The 19,002-nt window shown below is 44.6% G+C and carries 19 protein-coding genes; 5 read left to right on the top strand and 14 right to left on the bottom strand.

Annotated elements, in window-relative coordinates; translation table 11 throughout:
* Positions 1–28: 28 nt before the first annotated feature.
* The 10 genes from AC3CIA_RS12360 to vcdP form a co-directional block, all read right to left on the bottom strand.
* Positions 29–685 (bottom strand): riboflavin synthase, encoded by a 657-nt coding sequence (locus tag AC3CIA_RS12360; RefSeq protein WP_017095518.1) that lies wholly within the window; start codon positions 683–685, stop codon positions 29–31.
* 52 nt (positions 686–737) lie between these two features.
* Positions 738–1,865 carry a bifunctional diaminohydroxyphosphoribosylaminopyrimidine deaminase/5-amino-6-(5-phosphoribosylamino)uracil reductase RibD gene (gene ribD / locus AC3CIA_RS12365; RefSeq protein ID WP_488518176.1) on the bottom strand — a complete coding sequence of 376 codons (1,128 nt, stop codon included), beginning with the start codon at positions 1,863–1,865 and terminating at the stop codon, positions 738–740.
* Positions 1,866–1,875: 10 nt separating this feature from the next.
* Entirely contained in the window at positions 1,876–2,325 is a 450-nt protein-coding gene (gene nrdR, locus AC3CIA_RS12370) for a transcriptional regulator NrdR (RefSeq protein WP_004734394.1), read from the bottom strand.
* A gap of 156 nt (positions 2,326–2,481) precedes the next feature.
* Complete coding sequence (locus AC3CIA_RS12375; protein ID WP_488518177.1) at positions 2,482–3,732, bottom strand: glutamate-5-semialdehyde dehydrogenase; 1,251 nt, start codon at positions 3,730–3,732, stop codon at positions 2,482–2,484.
* A 66-nt stretch (positions 3,733–3,798) separates the two neighbouring features.
* Complete coding sequence (gene proB / locus AC3CIA_RS12380) at positions 3,799–4,983, bottom strand: glutamate 5-kinase (protein ID WP_017084187.1); 1,185 nt, start codon at positions 4,981–4,983, stop codon at positions 3,799–3,801.
* A gap of 76 nt (positions 4,984–5,059) precedes the next feature.
* Positions 5,060–5,449, bottom strand: coding sequence for a sigma factor-binding protein Crl (gene crl, locus AC3CIA_RS12385; protein WP_004734391.1), 390 nt, complete (start codon positions 5,447–5,449; stop codon positions 5,060–5,062).
* 143 nt (positions 5,450–5,592) lie between these two features.
* The gene (frsA, locus tag AC3CIA_RS12390) at positions 5,593–6,846 is read right to left on the bottom strand and encodes an esterase FrsA (RefSeq protein WP_029222300.1); all 1,254 of its coding nucleotides are present in this window, start codon (positions 6,844–6,846) and stop codon (positions 5,593–5,595) included.
* An 89-nt stretch (positions 6,847–6,935) separates the two neighbouring features.
* Positions 6,936–7,400: a xanthine phosphoribosyltransferase gene (gene gpt / locus AC3CIA_RS12395; protein WP_017076234.1), complete on the bottom strand. Its 465-nt coding sequence runs from the start codon at positions 7,398–7,400 to the stop codon at positions 6,936–6,938.
* Positions 7,401–7,484: 84 nt separating this feature from the next.
* Entirely contained in the window at positions 7,485–8,774 is a 1,290-nt protein-coding gene (locus AC3CIA_RS12400; RefSeq protein ID WP_004734411.1) for an NCS2 family permease, read from the bottom strand.
* 521 nt (positions 8,775–9,295) lie between these two features.
* Complete coding sequence (gene vcdP, locus AC3CIA_RS12405; RefSeq protein ID WP_004734412.1) at positions 9,296–9,382, bottom strand: small protein VcdP; 87 nt, start codon at positions 9,380–9,382, stop codon at positions 9,296–9,298.
* A 456-nt stretch (positions 9,383–9,838) separates the two neighbouring features.
* On the opposite strand from vcdP, the gene AC3CIA_RS12410 reads away from it, so the two are divergent.
* Positions 9,839–11,311 carry an aminoacyl-histidine dipeptidase gene (locus AC3CIA_RS12410; RefSeq protein ID WP_265970518.1) on the top strand — a complete coding sequence of 491 codons (1,473 nt, stop codon included), beginning with the start codon at positions 9,839–9,841 and terminating at the stop codon, positions 11,309–11,311.
* Between the two features lie 165 nt (positions 11,312–11,476).
* Here AC3CIA_RS12410 and AC3CIA_RS12415 read toward each other — a convergent pair whose 3' ends face one another.
* Positions 11,477–12,016: a DUF3332 family protein gene (locus AC3CIA_RS12415; RefSeq protein ID WP_065205066.1), complete on the bottom strand. Its 540-nt coding sequence runs from the start codon at positions 12,014–12,016 to the stop codon at positions 11,477–11,479.
* A 271-nt stretch (positions 12,017–12,287) separates the two neighbouring features.
* Here AC3CIA_RS12415 and AC3CIA_RS12420 point away from each other — a divergent pair, with 271 nt between their 5' ends.
* Positions 12,288–13,334, top strand: coding sequence for a succinylglutamate desuccinylase/aspartoacylase family protein (locus tag AC3CIA_RS12420; protein WP_004734415.1), 1,047 nt, complete (start codon positions 12,288–12,290; stop codon positions 13,332–13,334).
* Between the two features lie 194 nt (positions 13,335–13,528).
* Here the strand turns inward: AC3CIA_RS12420 and AC3CIA_RS12425 are convergent, their stop codons facing one another.
* A complete protein-coding gene (locus tag AC3CIA_RS12425; RefSeq protein ID WP_004734416.1) occupies positions 13,529–13,846 on the bottom strand; it encodes a DUF3622 domain-containing protein in 318 nt (105 codons plus the stop codon).
* 354 nt (positions 13,847–14,200) lie between these two features.
* Between AC3CIA_RS12425 and AC3CIA_RS12430 the strand changes: the two genes are divergently transcribed.
* The gene (locus AC3CIA_RS12430; RefSeq protein WP_488518178.1) at positions 14,201–15,211 is read left to right on the top strand and encodes an adenosine deaminase; all 1,011 of its coding nucleotides are present in this window, start codon (positions 14,201–14,203) and stop codon (positions 15,209–15,211) included.
* Between the two features lie 77 nt (positions 15,212–15,288).
* Here the strand turns inward: AC3CIA_RS12430 and AC3CIA_RS12435 are convergent, their stop codons facing one another.
* Positions 15,289–16,473 carry an NnrS family protein gene (locus AC3CIA_RS12435; protein ID WP_488518179.1) on the bottom strand — a complete coding sequence of 395 codons (1,185 nt, stop codon included), beginning with the start codon at positions 16,471–16,473 and terminating at the stop codon, positions 15,289–15,291.
* Positions 16,474–16,781: 308 nt separating this feature from the next.
* On the opposite strand from AC3CIA_RS12435, the gene AC3CIA_RS12440 reads away from it, so the two are divergent.
* Positions 16,782–17,336, top strand: a complete 555-nt coding sequence (locus AC3CIA_RS12440; RefSeq protein ID WP_488518180.1) for a gamma-glutamylcyclotransferase family protein — start codon at positions 16,782–16,784, stop codon at positions 17,334–17,336.
* A 46-nt stretch (positions 17,337–17,382) separates the two neighbouring features.
* Here AC3CIA_RS12440 and AC3CIA_RS12445 read toward each other — a convergent pair whose 3' ends face one another.
* On the bottom strand, positions 17,383–17,715 hold the full coding sequence (locus tag AC3CIA_RS12445; RefSeq protein ID WP_004734420.1) for a tRNA-binding protein: 333 nt from the start codon (positions 17,713–17,715) through the stop codon (positions 17,383–17,385).
* A gap of 197 nt (positions 17,716–17,912) precedes the next feature.
* Here AC3CIA_RS12445 and AC3CIA_RS12450 point away from each other — a divergent pair, with 197 nt between their 5' ends.
* The gene (locus tag AC3CIA_RS12450) at positions 17,913–18,911 is read left to right on the top strand and encodes a substrate-binding domain-containing protein (RefSeq protein ID WP_488518181.1); all 999 of its coding nucleotides are present in this window, start codon (positions 17,913–17,915) and stop codon (positions 18,909–18,911) included.
* Positions 18,912–19,002 lie beyond the last annotated feature (91 nt).

The raw sequence follows: 19,002 nt of genomic DNA on the forward strand, positions 1-19,002 counted from the left end.
TCTCGCTTAACACACTTTGTACCAACGATTAGGCAAAACCATTCTGCTGTAAGAATTCCATCGTTAATCGAGATTCAGGCTCAGACTCTTGCTGCTGGCCTTGCAGTAGACGCTCCATATAACGCGCTAATACATCGACTTCTAGATTCACTTTACGACCAACATTGAATTGATCAATGGTCGTTTCTGAAGAGGTGTGAGGAACGATCGTCAGCTTAAACGCATTCTTGCGTAAATCATTCACAGTCAGGCTAATACCATCTACGGTGACTGAACCTTTTTGAGCCACGTACTTTGAGATCTCTGATGGCATTTCAACCCAGAACTCAATCGCACGACCAACTTGGTTACGCTCAACAATCTCACCGACACCATCAACGTGACCCGATACGATATGACCACCGAAACGCGTGGTCGGTAGCATTGCTTTCTCTAGGTTGACCTTATCGCCAGCTTGGTAATCCACAAAACCCGTTTTTTTCAGGGTCTCAAGCGAAAGGTCTGCACTGTAGCTGTGGTCGTTATACTCAACGACCGTCAAACACACACCATTGGTCGCGATACTGTCGCCTAACTTAACGTCAGCCATATCAAGATTACCAACATTAACCGTTACGGTGATGTCTTCTCCGCGGGGAGTGATTGCACTCAATGTACCTACGGCTTCTACAATTCCTGTAAACATTTTAAAACTCTTTTTGTTGTCAACGACACGTATGCAGTTGGAGTAACTATTTCTACTGTGGTTTCGTAACAATTGATTTAGCAATAATAGGTTTAGCCACGATGCGAATATCCACGCCAACCTGTCGAACATCTTTAATTTCTAGGTCAATCACATTAGACATTGAAGTGAGCCCTAATGCGCCCATTAAACCTCGTCCGTCACTGCCCATAAGTTTAGGCGCTAAATAGAGGATTAGCTCATCCACTAACTGTGCTTCAATCAAGCTTTTTGCCAATGTCGCGCCCGCTTCGACCCAAATATGATCGATATGGTTCGCTGGCAATTGACGCATCAAATCGTGTAAATCAAGCTGACCAGCATCCGTTGTTCCGACCTCAATATCAGCATAGGTTTCAGCAACTCTCAATACCGAAGTGGGAGTCTGGAATAACTTGAGCTCAGGATACAGCTGATTTTGGCGATCAAGAATCACGCGAATCGGCTGACGCAGCTCGTCTTCAACGTAATTTGTTTTGGTACTGCTTGGCAATTCGGCCCAGCGAACATTCAGCGACGCGTTGTCTTCAATCACCGTCTGGCTAGTTGATAGCACAGCGCCTGATTTTGCTCGGTAGTTCTGAACATCACGACGCGCTTCTGGCGATGTGATCCACTGGCTTTGACCATTTTCCAATGCCGTTTGCCCATCGAGGCTAGCCGCCATCTTTAACTGAACGAATGGCATGCCAGTTTGCATACGCTTGATAAATGCGGGGTTCAAGTCGAGAGCATCTTGCTCTAATAAACCGATTTCAACCTCAATGCCGGCGTCGCGTAGCATTTTGATACCACGGCCTGCGACCTTCGGGTTTGGGTCTTGCATGGCACAAATTACTTTTGAAACTTGAGCCTTAATCAAGCCTTCAGCACAAGGTGGTGTTCGACCATAGTGCGAACAAGGTTCTAGCGTGACATAAGCGGTCGCGCCTTTTGCCTTGTCGCCCGCCATTCGCATAGCGTGCACTTCAGCATGAGGTTCGCCAGCTTTAGCATGAAAACCTTCACCAACGATCTGACCGTCGGTTTGTACAATGACACAACCCACATTCGGGTTTGGGGCAGTGGTGTAAATGCCGCGCTTTGCTAACTGAATAGCACGCGACATCATTTGAAAATCTAGGGGAGTAAAGTTTGACATGACTGAGGCGTTAATCCTCTAATTTAGCGATTTCTTCGCCAAACTCTCGGATGTCTTCAAAGCTGCGATAAACAGAGGCAAAACGAATGTACGCCACTTTATCCAATTCTTTCAATTGACCCATAACAAGATTACCAATCATCTCGCTTGGTACTTCACGCTCACCAGTTGCACGGAGTTGTGACTTAATCGTACTGATCGCAAGTTCAATCGCATCAGCACTCACTGGGCGTTTTTCTAGGGCGCGCTGTACACCACCCACCATTTTATCTTCATTAAATGGTTCGCGGTTTCCATTCGACTTTATGACTTTCGGCATCACAAGTTCTGCCGATTCGAAAGTCGTAAAACGTTCACTACATGCAAGGCATTGACGGCGACGACGAACCTGATGGCCATCGGCTACCAGTCTTGAATCGATTACTTTAGTGTCGTTCTCTGAACAAAAAGGACAATGCATATCACCTCCAAATAATTGAATATCAGTGTAACGGAATTGCCAAACGTTAGGAAAGAAAAAGGGCCAATTAAGGCCCTTTTGTGTGGTGATTCATTGATTATTGCTACTCGATCGCCATTTCAAAAATGAGCTGAGGAGTAAAATTAACGACCAGCGTTAACCGCGAATCAAATAGTTCGCTTTACCTACCCATTTGTAGCTTGTCAGTTCTTCTAAGCCCATTGGGCCGCGAGCGTGCAGCTTCTGGGTTGAGACTGCGACTTCAGCGCCTAAACCAAACTGTGCGCCATCAGTAAAACGTGTTGATGCATTCACATAAACCGCCGCAGAACCGACAGAGTTAATAAAGCGCTCTGAGCTCTCTAGGCTGTTGGTCATGATAGCATCTGAGTGACTCGCGTTGTGTACACGCATGTGGTCAATCGCTTCTGCCACATCCGCTACCACTTTTACGCCTAGCGTGTAGCTTAGCCATTCAGTGTCAAAGTCGCCTTCAACTGCATCACGTTGGTCTTCAAAACCTGCTATCAGAGATTTTGCGCTAATGTCAGCAACCAAGGTAACCTTGCCTGCTAAACGCTGTGTCAGCTTAGCAAGGAAAGCCTCAGCAACCGCTTCATGCACTAGTAATGTATCTAGCGAGTTACATGCAGATGGGCGTTGAACTTTCGAGTTTTCAACCACATCAACAGACTTCTCAAGATCAGCGCTTTCATCAACAAAGATATGACTGATACCAAAACCGCCAATGATCACTGGAATGGTGCTGTTCTCTTTACACATCTTGTGTAAGCCAGCGCCGCCACGAGGAATAATCATATCCACGTAGTCATCCAGTTTAAGCAGTTGAGACACAAGTTCACGATCTGGCTTCTCGATGTACTGCACAGAAGCGGCAGGAAGCTCAGCTTTCTCTAATGCAGACTGGATAACTTTAACCAGTTCCATGTTCGAGAAGAACGTCTCTTTACCACCACGTAGAATGCTTGCGTTACCAGTTTTCAGACACAGTGCTGCAATATCGATAGTTACGTTTGGACGCGCTTCATAGATAACACCGACCACACCAAGTGGCACACGGCGGCGAGACAGTGACATACCGTTTTCCAGTACCTTACTGTCCATTTCGCTGCCCACAGGGTCGTTCAGGCTAATCACGTTACGCACATCATTAGCGATACCGGTTAAGCGCTCTTCGTTGAGAAGTAGACGATCAAGCAGTGCGTCAGTCAGACCGGCTTCACGGCCAAGTTCGATGTCTTTTGCGTTCGCTTCTAAAATCGTTGCAGCGTTTGCTTCTAGCTCATCAGCGATGATCGCCAATGCTTTATTCTTTTGCGCCGTAGATGCGGTCGCTAGGTGGAAAGCAGCGTCTTTTGCTGCAATACCCATGTTAGTTAAATCCACGTTTAACTCTCCCTAAATTCTGTCTGTCTTTGGATGCAAAAAGGCGATTCGCCTTATCATCACAAGCTACTCTTGGATTACAACAAGGTCGTCACGGTGAATGACTTCTGACCCATAATCGTATCCCAGAATGTCGCCAATATCTTTACTGTGCTTGCCTGCAATTTTTGCTAGGTCTTGGCTTGAATAACTGGCGATACCACGCGCAATGACTTTGCCTTTACTGTCTGTGACTTGGGTGACTTCACCACGAGAGAATTCGCCTTTAACTCGAACAACCCCTTTCGCCAACAAGCTACTGCCTTTAGTGTTAACTGCGTTCACCGCTCCATCGTCGACTACGATGTCACCAGCAGAAGCTGGGCCTGCTAGAATCCAACGTTTACGGTTTTCAAGCGCTTCAGCTAAAGGCAAGAAACGCGTGCCTTGTGGGTTGTCACTCAATGAATCAAACACCACATTTTCAGCACTGCCCGCAGCAATAATCACTTCAATACCCGCACGACGAGCAATATCAGCTGCCTGCAGTTTTGTCGCCATGCCGCCAGTACCTAACGTAGTACCACTTCCGCCTGCGATCTTACGCAGTGTGTCATCAATGGTTTTTACTTCTTTGATGAGCTCAGCATTTGGGTCTTTACGAGGGTCTGCGGTAAACAGGCCTTTTTGGTCAGTGAGTAACAAAAGCTTATCAGCGCCACATAAAATACCAACCAGTGCCGACAAGTTATCGTTGTCGCCCACTTTAATTTCATTGGTGGCTACTGCGTCGTTTTCGTTTACTACCGGAATAATATCGTGCTCAACGAGCGCGTTGATCGTGTCACGTGCATTCAGAAAACGCTCGCGATCATCGAGATCAGCACGAGTCAGTAGCATCTGGCCAATCTTAAGGCCATAGATAGCAAACAAAGACTCCCAAACTTGAATCAACTGACTTTGCCCAACTGCCGCAAGCAATTGTTTGCTCGCCATTGAGTTGGGAAGTGCGGGGTAACCAAGGTGCTCACGTCCGGCCGCAATTGCGCCAGACGAAACCATAACCACAGAGTGGCCTTGTTTTTTTAATTCAGCACATTGACGAACCAGCTCAACCATGTGAGCGCGGTCTAATGCCAATGTTCCACCAGTTAAGACACTGGTACCCAGTTTAACAACGACAGTTTTACGCTGTGTTGTTGTCCCGCTTTGATGATTTGTTGTCATGAAGTCTTTTATGAATAAAACAAATAAGAGGTGATGTTTTAGCAATCAACAGGGGAATTCACAAGCAGAAAAGGTGCGAAATCGCACCTTTTTGCTTTATAGAGAAGAGTAACCTTCAAAATCAGACGAATTCGACAGACTCTTCGTCTAACTGAACGCCGATTTCAAATTTCTTTTGAAGTTCGTCAACCAGCTTTTGGTGAAAGGCTTCTTGAGTTCGAGACACCTCAGCGACCGCCTTTTTAGGTAATGGCAAAGGATCCCAGTTACCATCAATGTTGTATTTACCCGTGTTGTACTTCGCCGAGAATCCTTCTTCCGACTTATCCAACTCTAACCACCAGCCCCAGAACTCACGCTCTTCTGGTGACTTTTTATCGTTCACACACACAGACAAGCAATCAAAAATGTAATGACCATCTTCTGATTGCGGCTCCCTCAAGTAAGGCCCAATAGCCTTTAAAACGTTTAACAAGCGATAATGCGTAGGTTGTTGTGTCACTTCTGACATATTGAATCTCCATTTCAATGTTAAGAATGACGTTACTCAGACTGCAATACGTAGAAAGCACGCAGTTGGATTTTATAAATTTTCTCTGAGTATCAGGTACTTACTTTGTACACTTTTCATGCTTAACTAATTTCGGAGAAATGTCATCTAAATAATTCATCCTCAAGCCACTTTATCGCTAATTCGAGGGATTGCTCATACCCCTGTGTAATTGATTTGGTTTTGATTTTCTTCGCTTTGCCGTAATCACTGTAAATAGCAACCAGTTGATTATCCAGATGCGGTGAAACAGGGTCACCTTCCAAAGCCAATGCCAAAATAGGAACACTGGTTTTACTGTTAGCCAGCAAGCCTTGCACCTTCAATGACCAAGCCATCAGTTGCCCAGAAAGGCTATTAATATCCACCGCCCCTTTACCAAGACGCGAAGCCAATACATCCAAGTGCATCTTAGGCATCTGCTTTAGTTTGTCGGCATGAACAAAGATATCGTGGATCGGAGCCCCTAAAGAGATACAGGCTTTGAGTTTATGTTGCTCAAGGAAGGACAACCTCACCATCGCGTTACCACCGAATCTGAACCCAAACAGACCGACTTTATGATGGTCCACCCATGGAATGTTAGGCAGTTCATTCAACACGGCTTGATGCAGGCAAGAAGAGTCTTCGGTTAGTGGCCAGTGCGAACTGTGCCCTATCGAGGGCATATCAATCGTTAGCATCGCAATATTTTTCGGTGCTAGGTAATCTCTAAACAAACGCCACATGTCAGTTTGCAGGCTATCTAAACCTGCACTCACGATCACGACAGGTTGTGGTTTGTCTGTTTTGGTTAGATGTAAGTTCGCCTTAATCTTTTTGTTTTGATACGGCACTTCGATTTGTTTGACGATCAATTTAGTGTGTTTGATCGCTTCAGAATACGCCGCATTCGCTAATACCTGTGCCTGAGCAGCAAGGTTATCGTTCTTTAGATGTGGGTAGCCCGCAATGCTGAAACACAACGATGCTGAAAACAACTCTTCAGCCATCTCTTCGCCGCTCTTTTCATTCGAGCGATTTTGGTGCTGCATGCCCAGCTTAGTCCACTCGTATGCCCAGTTACCGCTGCGGTAACCCATCACGGTGTCTAGCCACTCATCAGTCGTGCGTGAATTGTCTGATGACGCAATGCGAGCCAATACCGCTTCTTGCTCAATTGGGTTAACGCCTTGCCATACCCACTGAAGACGTCTTAGGTTTCGATACCAAGATGAGTTCTGCTCTTCACGCTTTTTATCCAACAGTTCTTCTGAACTTGGCATGTAGCGAGTAAGCATTGAGGTCTCTTTGGCCTGCTTGTGCTTTACAAACAAGGTTTCCGAAAGGTTCGAGCTCGTTTCTTCTGATTCAGACATTGGGATACTTAATAAGAAATGGTTGTTACTAATCATATAAAAAAAAATGACCCTATAAAGGGTCATTTCTCAAAAAACTAAGTTTACGCTTATTTTGACTTGCGATTTACTGGCTCAATGAAGCTTAAGCTAGTATCCCAAGGTTGCTCAATCCATGTGTCTTGAGCGATATCCACGATGTACTCGTCTAATAAGTGTGCGCCAGATGGTTTTGCACAAACAGCAATCAGTTTCGCTTTAGGGTACATTTCGCGAAGCTTGCGTGCAGTGTCACCACTATCAACAAGATCTTCAACGATTAAGAAGCCTTCACCATCACCTTCAGGTGCTTTAACTACAGTCATATCGCGCTGGTGATCGTGGTCGTAGCTAGAAATACAAATCGTATCTACGTGACGAATACCTAGCTCACGAGCCAAGATTGCACCAGGAACCAAACCACCACGGCTTACCGCCCAGATGCCTTTCCACTGCTCTGCTGGCATTTGCTTTTCAGCAAGTTGACGGCAGTAAGTCTGCATGTTGTCCCAAGTGATAATGAATTTGTTGCTCATAGTATAAAACCTAATAATTTTGTCATGTTATTAGAGGCTATTTCAAACATAGCCTCTTCAGCGATTAAGCAGAAATCTAGACGATTAAGCGAAAATGTATTTAAGAATAAAGATAACCGACATTACCCACACAGCAGGTGAAACGTCGCGACCTTTACCACTTAGCAGCTTAATTGCAGCGTAAGCGATGAAACCTAGTGAGATACCCTCAGCGATAGAGTACGTCAGCGGCATAAGCAGACATGTTACCACGACTGGTGCGGCTTCCGTAAGATCACGCCAATCAATGCCAACTAGGCCAGACATCATCAGAATTGCTACATAGAAAAGTGCACCTGATGTTGCGTAAGCCGGAATCATACCTGCAAGTGGCGAGAAGAAAAGAGCCAGTAGGAATAAGATACCAACAACAACAGCAGTTAGACCGGTACGACCGCCTTCAGCAACACCCGCAACACTCTCAACATAAGAAGTTGTGTTTGATGTACCTAGCAATGCACCAATAGATGTTGCTGTAGAGTCAGCAAGCAGTGCTTTGTTCAAGCGCGGTAGTTTACCGTCTTCTTTGATTAGGTTTGCTTTCGTTGCAACACCAACCAGAGTACCCGCTGTATCGAACAAATCGACGAACAAGAATGCGAATACAACTGAAATCATACCGATTTCAAATACAGCAGAGAAATCAAGCTGCATGAATGTAGGTGCAAGGCTTGGTGGTGTCGACATGATGCCGCCGTATTGAACGTCACCGATCGCAATACCAATCGCTGTGATAGCGAGAATCGCGATCATTACTGCGCCTTTCACACCACGGTGAACAAGAGCAATAGTAATAAAGAAACCAAGCGCGCCTAAGATAGGAGCAATCGCGGTAATGTCACCCAGTGAAACTTTAGTCGCTGGGTTAGAAACAACGATGCCTGCATTGCTAAGCGCGATAAACGCTAGGAAAAGGCCGATACCAGCAGAGATACCAACACGCAGAGACATAGGGATCGAGTTGATAATCCATTCACGAATCTTAAAGATACTTAAGAAGATGAAGATCACGCCTGATACGAAAACCGCTGCTAGAGCAACTTGCCATGTATAACCCATACCCATTACAACAGCGTAGGTAAAGAATGCGTTCAAACCCATGCCTGGAGCTTGAGCAATTGGGTAGTTAGCAACAAAGCCCATGATGAAACAGCCAATAGCAGCCGCTAAACAGGTTGCTACAAATACAGCGCCATGGTCCATACCAGCATCAGCTAGAATCATTGGGTTTACAAAAATGATGTAAGCCATTGTTAGGAAGGTTGTTAGACCTGCGATGATTTCAGTGCGCACATTGGTGCCATTTTCACTGAGTTTGAATAGCTTTTCGAACATTATCGAATCCTATAAGGGTAAAAAGTAAACGGTTGCGTAAACGATTGGCTGTGGATTATAAAGTTATCAAATAACAAATTCCAGATAGAATTAAGGCTCTAATCGATATTTATCAGAATGCCGTATGAAACAAAGCGATTAAAAACGAGAAGTAACAAGAAGAATAATGATTAAAAACAATGGTTTAATCAAAATAAAGGCGATAATATTACTTGGTTATTTTTTCAACCATCGGTTATTTCCATTGAGAATGTAGCCATCATATTCTCAATTTAAACCCACAAGAGTTGTGTATTTTTCAACAGAATCAGTAATAAGACGCAAATTGATATTTTGGCGTTGAAAAAATAACCACTAAGAACAGCAAAGAAAGTGACAAGCGAAAGCGGTTTGGGAAAGTAGCAGGCAAAAAAAACGCCACTCAAAACTGAGTGGCGGTAGAATCTGTCAACCAAAAGGGCTGTAAAAGAATTCCAATATATAGGGGTGAACAAAACTGTTCGAGTTACATGCTTACGGTATTAGTAACCAAAGCTTGTAGGGTATGCAAAGTTGCTAGTGTAAACAGAGCTGTTAATCCAGAACATTGCAGATGGTAAACCTTTCATAACTATCACCTTAATAAATCAATAAAAAACGAATTTGATTTCTCGGTTCCTTGGAGGCGATAAAACGGACTCATCCTTTGAGCATTTACTCTTCATCTCAGAAGTTGGTTATTAATATACTCTAAAGAAAAAAGATTACAAGTATTTTTTGCTATACGTCACACTTTTGGTCAATTTTGGTTATTTTGAAAACTTATTTATGTAATTTAATTACACAATGGAATTAAACAAACGTTTGCTTGCGCCATTTATAAGCATCAAGTCCCTTAATTATGATCAGATGGACAAGACCGCTTTCAAAATTTGAGGTATTTGAGGTTTATAACCGCTACTCGTCAAAACGCTCAAGTGGTATGCTGTTGCCATCAAAACAGACCCATATTTTAGATTTTTATTCTAAGTTTTTACCTATAGAAACCCTAAATATATGGTTATCAAATAAAAAAGGAGTCATCCGTGTCTGAATTCCATTCTGAGATCAGTAAATTGTCCCCTGCCCCTATTTGGCAGTTTTTCGATAAAATTTGTTCAATCCCGCACCCTTCTAAACATGAAGAGGAGCTTGCTCAATACATCATTGCGTGGGCAACAGAGCAAGGCCTAGATGTACGTCGCGACCCAACGGGCAACGTATTCATCAAAAAGCCAGCAACGCCGGGTATGGAAAACAAAAAAGGTGTCGTGCTACAAGCTCACATCGATATGGTTCCACAAAAGAACGAAGACACTGATCACGACTTTACAAAAGATCCAATCCAGCCATACATCGATGGCGAATGGGTTACAGCAAAAGGCACAACGCTTGGTGCTGATAACGGCATGGGTATGGCTTCTTGCCTAGCGGTTCTTGCTTCAAACGAAATCCAACACGGCCCTATCGAAGTTCTACTCACTGTAGATGAAGAAGCAGGCATGACTGGTGCGTTTGGTCTTGAAGCAGGTTGGTTAGAAGGCGATATCCTTCTTAATACTGACTCAGAGCAAGAAGGCGAAGTGTACATGGGTTGTGCGGGCGGTATCGACGGTGCAATGACATTTGAAATTGCACGTAATGCGATTCCAGCTGACTTCGTAACACGCAAGCTAACGCTAAAAGGCCTAAAAGGCGGTCACTCTGGTTGTGACATCCACACCGGTCGTGCAAACGCAAACAAACTGATTGCTCGCTTCCTAGCGGGTCACGCAAAAGAGCTAGACCTTCGCATCGTCGAATTCAAAGGTGGTAGCCTTCGTAACGCAATTCCTCGTGAAGGTTTCGTAACGGTTGCTGTTCCTGCGGCAAACCAAGAAAAACTGGCTTCACTATACAACTACTACACAGAGCTGCTTTCAACAGAGCTAGGTAAAGTAGAAGACAGCATCGTGACTTTCAATGAAGAAGCTTCAGTTGAAATGGGCACACTAGCATCAGCAGACCAAGCTCGCTTTATCGCGGCACTTAACGCATGTCCAAACGGCGTGATTCGTATGAGTGACGAGATTGAAGGTGTTGTTGAAACATCTCTAAACGTAGGTGTTATCACAACGGAAGAAGATTCAATCACAGTACTTTGCTTGATCCGTTCTCTTATCGACTCTGGTCGCAGCCAAGTAGAAAGTATGCTTCACTCTGTTGCTGAACTAGCAGGCGCAAACATCGCGTTCTCTGGTGCTTACCCAGGTTGGAAACCAGACGCAGATTCAGAGATCATGCATATCTTCCGCGACATGTACGAAGGTATCTACGGTCACAAGCCAAACATCATGGTTATCCATGCTGGCCTTGAGTGTGGTCTGTTCAAAGAACCTTACCCGAACATGGATATGGTTTCTTTCGGCCCAACGATCAAGTTCCCACACTCTCCTGATGAGAAAGTGAAGATCGACACAGTTGAGCTGTTCTGGAACCAAATGGTTGCATTACTTGCTGCGATCCCAGAAAAAGCATAAATCGATTCGCTAGTGTTTTTCAGTAAATGGTGTTTCCAATAAATGGGCTCTTCAATAAATAGCACTTTTCAGTAAACATCGTTTATTAAGAACAAAATAAAACAGGTACTCATGAGTACCTGTTTTTGTATCTAATCTTTGTCACTGCTACTTGTGACTAAATAATTAAGCGCGTGAAGCCGCGTAGCTTTCTAGCTCATCAATTGAAGTTTGTGCTACGACTTCGCCGTCGATGAAGTACGTCACCATCTCGCCATCACGAACACCGATTAACGTCGCACGCTCACCAGACTGGTAAGTGATGTCCATTTGGATAGTGTTTTCGTCGATCTGCTGCATTTGACCTTTCTCAATCATATCGGCACTCGTGATCGGGCCTACTGGCGCTTCAGTCAGTGACTTATCAAGCTGATCGTTGATATCAAGGTAAGTATCAGTCTTAGTATCAAAGATGTGCGGAGCACCTGTTAGTGGGTTGCTACCCGTCCAGAACTCTAGTGAGTTAAATACTAGGTAATCGGCAGCAACCGTTAGACCGTACGCAGGTGCAAGTAGTATGTTCAAACCACCACGAGCGTAGCGGTTGTCAACAGCCTTGATGTTGAACTTCATTAGGTAACCCGTTACTGCGTTGCTACCCACACAGCCAGATAGAGCAACAGATACCACCGCTAGTGCTACAACTTTTGAAATTGTTTTTTTCATTTTGATCTCGATATTTGAATTTGGCCGCCAAAAAATGGCGATGGATAATACCAACCAACCGAACAATAAATATCAGCGTTAAATCAATGTATTGTCAGGAAATTCACAATTCTAAACCCCTTCTAACTAGCCAAATCAAAAACAGAAACCAATTAAGAAACCCCTCCATAAAAAAGTTTTGTCGTCACCGTAAAGCGATTGATTCGTACTAAAAATCAACGATTGATACATTCCGTGTTAACGAATTATCACCATGTTGAGAACAACATAAATGGCAAGACTAAAACCTAATCAACCCTTCGAATTACTTGGTTATACTGTTCAGCCAGGACAGAGAATGGAGATTGAACTGCAAGCGGCTCAGCTTTACACGCATTCTCCACTTTCAATCCCGATTGAAATTATTCATGGTCGCCAAGCGGGCCCAACACTGATGGTAAACGCGGCGATCCACGGAGATGAACTAAACGGTGTTGAGATTGCACGACAACTGACCAATGCGATAGATCCAAAAAAACTGAAAGGAACACTACTTGTTGTGCCTATCGTTAACGTATTTGGTTTTATCCATAAGTCTCGTTACCTACCAGACCGTCGTGACCTGAACCGTTGCTTCCCTGGAAGTGAGAAAGGATCACTGACATCACGCATCGCTCACACCTTCTTTGAGAACGTAGCGAAGCACTGTGATTACATTCTGGATCTTCACACGGGTGCGATTCACCGTACTAACTTGCCACAGATCCGTGCAAACCTGTCGAACCCTGAAACACTGCGCATCGCAAAAGCGTTCGCAACACCCGTGATCATAGATTCTCCACTGCGTGATGGTTCATTGCGCAGCGAAGCGGAAAAACTAGGTATTCCTGTATTAACTTACGAAGGTGGTGAAGCGCTGCGTTTTGATCACCTAGCGATTCGTGCGGGTTACCTTGGCGTACATCAAGTGATGAAAGAAATCGGCATGCTGCGCCCTAACCGTAAGAAGTTACCAGAGCCAGTATTGAGTAAATCGACCAGTTGGATCCGCGCTGAATCAGACGGCATTTTGCGTAATATGGTAAGGCTTGGCGAACAAGTTGAAGCAGGACAAACCCTGGCTTACATCAGTTCTCCATTGGGTCACCAAGAAGGCCAAGTAATCACCACTAAAGGCGGTATCGTGATTGGTCAACAAACTCTACCGTTGGTAAACGAAGGTGACGCAGTGTTCCACATTGCTTACTTCAAGCAAGATGATGATGAAGTGGGACAGTCTGTAGAGAGTTACATTGAAGAAGTCGCGGAAGACGATTGGCTGACAGCGCTAAACAACTAAGGACCGGATTCGGGTAATTAGTGAATCAGATACGTAGCCACCAGCCATGAGTGGTTACGTGATCCAGACTAATACGCCACAAATGAAAAAGCCCCGATAAACTTTTAACTAGAAAGAGAAAAGCTATATCGGGGCTTTTTTTACTTGTCCCTTATCTTAAAATTAAGGGACCTGTAAATTAATTGTGCACTGGATTACTCAGCGTCTTCTTGCTCTTCTTCACGAGCTTTTGCGCGTGCTTCACGTGCTTGCTCAGCTTTAAGCTCTTTAGTGTGACGTAGTTCGTCACGCTCTTTACGCTGCTCTGATTTACGCTCGTTACGTTCTGCTTGGTTTGAGATGAAAGATGCTAGCTCTTTCTCTGCCCACTCTTGTGCTAGAGCTTCAGTTTCGAAACCAGACTCACGCTTAGATACTGTTGTGCTGCGAGATGTTACTTGACGAGTAATCTCTGCACACCAACCGTTGCGTTTTTCTGTAAGGCGGATATCAAATTTTTTGTTCTTAGACATGTTCTATTTTTTCCTAAGGGAGATCATTAAGGGATCGGTCACTTTGATAACTCCATCTAAGTGAGCATCTTTTAACACCATCCCTTGGTAAGCGCGGTATTAGAGCACAAATCAATGAATATTGCTGCAAATATTTGCAGCGGATCACACTCCCATGCTGCAAATCGTTTGCGCCGGATTTCAATGGGTTCGTAACTCTCGATTCACCATCAACTTCTGTGCAGTTTTATCGACAACAATGAAATGAACTATGCTCAAACAGAGATAAATGAAAGAGATAACCTGCAGGCTCAGGTTTACAGACTCTACTGTCTCGCCTACTCCGCCCATAATTAAAATAGCTAAGGAGTTGCTATGGATAGCTTCATCAAACATTTACCCAAGGTTGAGCTGCATTTACATATTGAAGGCACGCTAGAACCTGAGCTGATGTTCCAACTGGCCAAGCGCAATAACGTGTCGATTCCCTTTGATAACCCAAACCAAGTAAGAGACGCGTACCAATTCCACAATCTTCAGTCTTTTCTCGATATCTATTATCAAGGCGCTAACGTACTGATTCATGAACAGGATTTCTATGACCTGACGTGGGCTTATCTACTCAAGTGCCAACAAGATAATGTGGTTCATACTGAGATCTTTTTTGACCCTCAAACCCACACCGAACGTGGCATTGCCTTTGAAGTCATCACAAGTGGGATTACTCAAGCTTTGAATCAAGCCGAGCAAGAACTAGGGATCAGCAGCCAGCTGATCATGTGCTTTCTGCGCCATCTTGATGAAGACAGCGCTTTTGAAACACTCCAACAAGCCCTTCCCTACAAAGATAAGATCATTGCCGTCGGGCTGGATTCGTCGGAAAAAGGAAACCCGCCGGAGAAGTTTAAGCATGTATTCCAAGAGGCGATCAACCAAGGGTTCCTGACCGTCGCGCACGCCGGAGAGGAAGGCCCTGCGCAAAATATTAGTGACGCGCTGAGCTTGTTGGGCATCACCCGTATTGATCATGGCGTTCGCTGTGTAGAAGATGAAGACTTGATGGAACAGCTAATCGCTAAACGCACACCGCTGACCGTATGCCCGCTATCGAATACCAAGCTAAAGGTCTTCGACACCATGCAAGAACACAATATCGTCGAGTTGCTGAGAAAAGGGCTGTGCGTCACCATCAATTCCGATGATCCGGCTTACTTCGGCGGCTATATGAATGATAACTTCCTCGCCGTCGCCAATGCTCATCCACTGACGAAAAACGAATTAGCGCAATTCAGTATTAATGCTGTCGCAGCGAGTTTCATCTCGCCTCACGCCAAAGAAGATCTCATTGCACAAGTGCGCCAATATCTTGCCGAGAATACTCACTAAGAGAATGGAGCTTTGCTGCGATCAAAAAAGGGAAGCTCAGTGCTTCCCTTTCAAAATGGGTTCGAGAATCAATAGGCTTAGCCTGGGTGACCATCCACTCTTGGTGTTAAAAGCATCATGCCGAACTTCCAGATAAACAACCCGAATGCTAACGTCCATAAACCCGCGCTGATGTTCACCATCTCAAATAAATACGCCGGGAAGAAAGTCACACCTACGCTGCGAACCAAAGCCGCGATAAAAATAGCCGAGAACGCTAACGCCATACTTGGCCCTTTATAGATTGCACGACCCGTGTGCCCCATTGTCACACGCGTAATCATCGCAAGAATTAACCCACTCAAACCGCCAATCGCAAACAAGTGCAGCATGTTGTGGCTCGCGAACGGGTTGTCTAATAAACCACGTAGCAGCAAGCCTAAAGGGATGCATAGGTAAGCCGCATGCAGCGACCACACCAAGGGTTCAGATAACGTAGTCCAAGGCTTCCAGCGGATAAAGCGCACCAACTGAGTCACACCAGCAAATACCATCAACTCATTGCCGACTTGAGCAAAGGTCAATGGGAAGAAGCTCAATACAAATAAGCCAACCAAAGGCAGATTCGCTAACCATTCTAACCAAACTAGTGGTTGTGCTTTTTCAAAATCAAAGCGACGTGCCGTGAAGAATGGAATAACTCGGCCACCCATCACTGATAGCAGCAAGGTAAACCACCATAACATTGCGTGCCATACCGCAGACGACGGGAATGGAGGCATGCCCTTAATGGTTGCGTAACTAGCAAAGTTCGCCACGATAGCCAATATAAACAGCGGCACAAAAAATAGATTCTTCCAGCCTTTCGATTTAACAACTCGGAAACCAATTTCGTAAGCGGCGAAGATTAAGAACAACGCCTCAACCGATGAGATCAGCCATAACGGTGCGGGGGTCCAAAACAGAATACGAGGTGCTAACCACAAACCAACCAGTGCGGCTAATCGATAGTGTTTGGTTCCATTGACGCCCGTCCACGTTTGCACCGCAGTTAACACAAAACCGACCACAATCGCCATGGCAAAGCCAAACAGCATTTCATGTACGTGCCACCAAAGCGCCGGTACTTTTAGCATTTCTGGCTGACCGTTTTGGAACATGATGACCCAAGCCACAATCGCGATCACAGCATAGAGACTGCCTAAAAAGAAGAAAGGTCTAAAACCTAATCGAAGATATGCAGGAATCGCATCTTCTACACTTTTATCTGTGATATTTAACAAACTCGTTCCTCATTTCAGATAACAAGCCAAGAGTGGCTTCTGGGAATTGCTATTTCATAGTCAAATTCATGATGCAGTAATCATCACTGCAATATTGCCTAACGTAATGCATGAAACGCGCCAAAGGTATAAAGCCAATAAAAACAAGTAACAAGGAGTCTTTAGGCTTCAAAAAAGTGTCAATTAAACACACCCCATAAAAGTCATTTAGACTCATGAGAGTGTAAAATAAAAAACTACTGACATTTGATGAAGCCAAACATATAGTAAGACTAGTCTCAAATACAAAAGAACAGACAGGGAACGCGATGTATATTTTTGGTTATGGTAGCTTGATCAACTCCTCTTCTCGTCAACTCACAGGTCAAACAGGGCAAGCGATTCCTGCGATAGTGCATGGCCTAGTTCGTCATTGGAGTAAGATCGATGACAGCTATGTTTTGTCACCTTTGATCGTGAATCTCGGTGAGGGACAAGTGAATGGAGTTTTACTTGAGGTGGATGATATTGCGCTGACTGAGTTTGATCGCCGTGAGCGTGGTTATCACCGAATCGAATTAAAGGCCTCTCAGATAGAAAGCCAAAATGAGTTTAAACAGGATCAATCGATCTGGGTTTACATCAAAGACGAGATTGAAGCACCTTGCGAAAACAGCCCTATCGTTCAAACCTATGTCGATACGGTATTAGCAGGATGTTTAGAAGTGTCTGAAAGCTTTGCGGCGCACTTTGTTCAACACACACAAGGTTGGCATCACCCATTAGAAAATGATCGCAACCAGCCTAAATACGGCAATCTTGCTGGGGTTTCAGATCACCACCACAGTGTGATTGATGGCTTGATACTGACTGTTCGCAGCTAGTTGATTTAGGTTGGTGAACACATTGACTCACCAACCTAAAGCGATCTTAAACGACACGAATACCTGCAGGCATCGCACGTTCCGGGGTCAGCAATACACTTTCAGATTCATCTTCCGTTTCGGCACATAACAACATGCACTCAGAAGTGTGGCCTCTCATCTTCGCCTTCGCTAGATTGCACAAAACAACAACCTGCTTACCCATCAACTCTTCTTCGGTGTAGTAAGGCACTAGGCTGGTCACCGTTTGTAGCGTTTTCTCACCGATATCCACTTGCACGATGTAAAGCTTGTCTGCGTTTTCATGACGCACAACCTCAATGATCTTACCGACACGCATTTCTAACTTAGCAAAGTCACCATAAGAGACAGTATCCATTTCTCACTTCCTATATTGATTTATTTTCACTCATTAAAGCATTTACTAAAATTAAGTAAAATGTAAATGTTTACACTAGCATTAAGCCTAATAATTACAAGCGGTAAAGATCTCATTACTGGAAGTAAAATGAGAGTTTCGTTGCCTTGCACTCATTGTCGGTGTTAAATAGATGCAGCAATGTATAGAGGTTAAAAATGGCAACAATTAAAGATGTCGCAAGGGAAGCTGGTGTTTCTGTTGCAACCGTATCTCGAGTCGTAAATAAGTCTCCGAAGGCAAGTGCGAACTCAATTGAATCCGTCACCAAAGCGATGTCTAAACTCGGCTATCGCCCGAATGCCAATGCTCGTGCGCTGGTAAGCCAGAGCACCAATACCGTCGGTGTGTTGGTTGGTGATATCTCCGATCCTTTTTTTGGCACGCTGGTTAAGGCTGTCGATAATGTCGCTCGTGAGAACGGAAAGCATATCCTCGTCGGTAATGGCTCACACGATCGTGAAGAAGAAAGACAAGCGATTGAGTTACTGATCAATAGCCGTTGCGACGCCTTAGTGATCCACTCAAAAGGCCTGACAGACGAAGAACTGATTGCCTATGCAAAAGAAGTCAAAGGCTTAGTGCTGATCAATCGCTATATTGCTGAGATTGCCAACCGTTGTATTTTCTTGGACAACAAGAAAGGCGCGTATCTTGCGACTGAATATCTGATCCGTCATGGTCATAAAAATATTGCCTGTATCGCTTCATCGCACAGCATTGAAGATGCCGATGAGCGTGTACAAGGTTACTTGTCAGCACTCTCGGATTACAAAATAGCGTTATCTGACAGCTATATTGAGTACTCAGCTCCCACCAGTGAAGGTGGTGAATACGCCATGACTAACCTATTAACCAAGTCTCTGCCGATCACTAGCATTGTTGCGTACAACGATTACATGGCGGCAGGTGCTTTGTCTGTCCTAGATGAAAACGGTATTCAAGCGCCGGACAAAATGTCGATCATAGGTTTCGATGATGGCTTGATTGCACGCTATGTTCATCCAAAGCTAACCACCATTCGCTACCCGATTCAGATGATGGCAGAGAAAGCGACACGACTCGCGTTGCACTTAGCCAAAGGTGAAAACACCTCAACGGAGCCAATGATGTTCTCTCCGACTTTGGTGCGCCGTAATTCGGTAGAGAAAATCTAAGCTCCGGTCAACTCACCAAACAATAAACAAAAAAAAGCCCTAACAGAATCGCTTCTGTTAGGGCTTTCCTACCTTACTCTGATACCCAACA

It is taken from the genome of Vibrio sp. QJM3NY_27 (assembly GCF_057785955.1).

Excerpts from the sequence above, each read along its gene's own strand:
- vcdP (WP_004734412.1), bottom strand. The coding sequence starts at position 9,382 with ATGAAAGGTTTACCATCTGCAATGTTCTGGATTAACAGCTCTGTTTAC.
- AC3CIA_RS12400 (WP_004734411.1), bottom strand. The coding sequence starts at position 8,774 with ATGTTCGAAAAGCTATTCAAACTCAGTGAAAATGGCACCAATGTGCGC.
- AC3CIA_RS12420 (WP_004734415.1), top strand. The coding sequence starts at position 12,288 with ATGGCAAGACTAAAACCTAATCAACCCTTCGAATTACTTGGTTATACT.
- AC3CIA_RS12430 (WP_488518178.1), top strand. The coding sequence starts at position 14,201 with ATGGATAGCTTCATCAAACATTTACCCAAGGTTGAGCTGCATTTACAT.
- AC3CIA_RS12415 (WP_065205066.1), bottom strand. The coding sequence starts at position 12,016 with ATGAAAAAAACAATTTCAAAAGTTGTAGCACTAGCGGTGGTATCTGTT.
- ribD (WP_488518176.1), bottom strand. The coding sequence starts at position 1,865 with ATGTCAAACTTTACTCCCCTAGATTTTCAAATGATGTCGCGTGCTATT.
- AC3CIA_RS12440 (WP_488518180.1), top strand. The coding sequence starts at position 16,782 with ATGTATATTTTTGGTTATGGTAGCTTGATCAACTCCTCTTCTCGTCAA.
- gpt (WP_017076234.1), bottom strand. The coding sequence starts at position 7,400 with ATGAGCAACAAATTCATTATCACTTGGGACAACATGCAGACTTACTGC.
- crl (WP_004734391.1), bottom strand. The coding sequence starts at position 5,449 with ATGTCAGAAGTGACACAACAACCTACGCATTATCGCTTGTTAAACGTT.
- nrdR (WP_004734394.1), bottom strand. The coding sequence starts at position 2,325 with ATGCATTGTCCTTTTTGTTCAGAGAACGACACTAAAGTAATCGATTCA.
- frsA (WP_029222300.1), bottom strand. The coding sequence starts at position 6,846 with ATGTCTGAATCAGAAGAAACGAGCTCGAACCTTTCGGAAACCTTGTTT.
- AC3CIA_RS12425 (WP_004734416.1), bottom strand. The coding sequence starts at position 13,846 with ATGTCTAAGAACAAAAAATTTGATATCCGCCTTACAGAAAAACGCAAC.
- AC3CIA_RS12450 (WP_488518181.1), top strand. The coding sequence starts at position 17,913 with ATGGCAACAATTAAAGATGTCGCAAGGGAAGCTGGTGTTTCTGTTGCA.
- AC3CIA_RS12445 (WP_004734420.1), bottom strand. The coding sequence starts at position 17,715 with ATGGATACTGTCTCTTATGGTGACTTTGCTAAGTTAGAAATGCGTGTC.
- AC3CIA_RS12360 (WP_017095518.1), bottom strand. The coding sequence starts at position 685 with ATGTTTACAGGAATTGTAGAAGCCGTAGGTACATTGAGTGCAATCACT.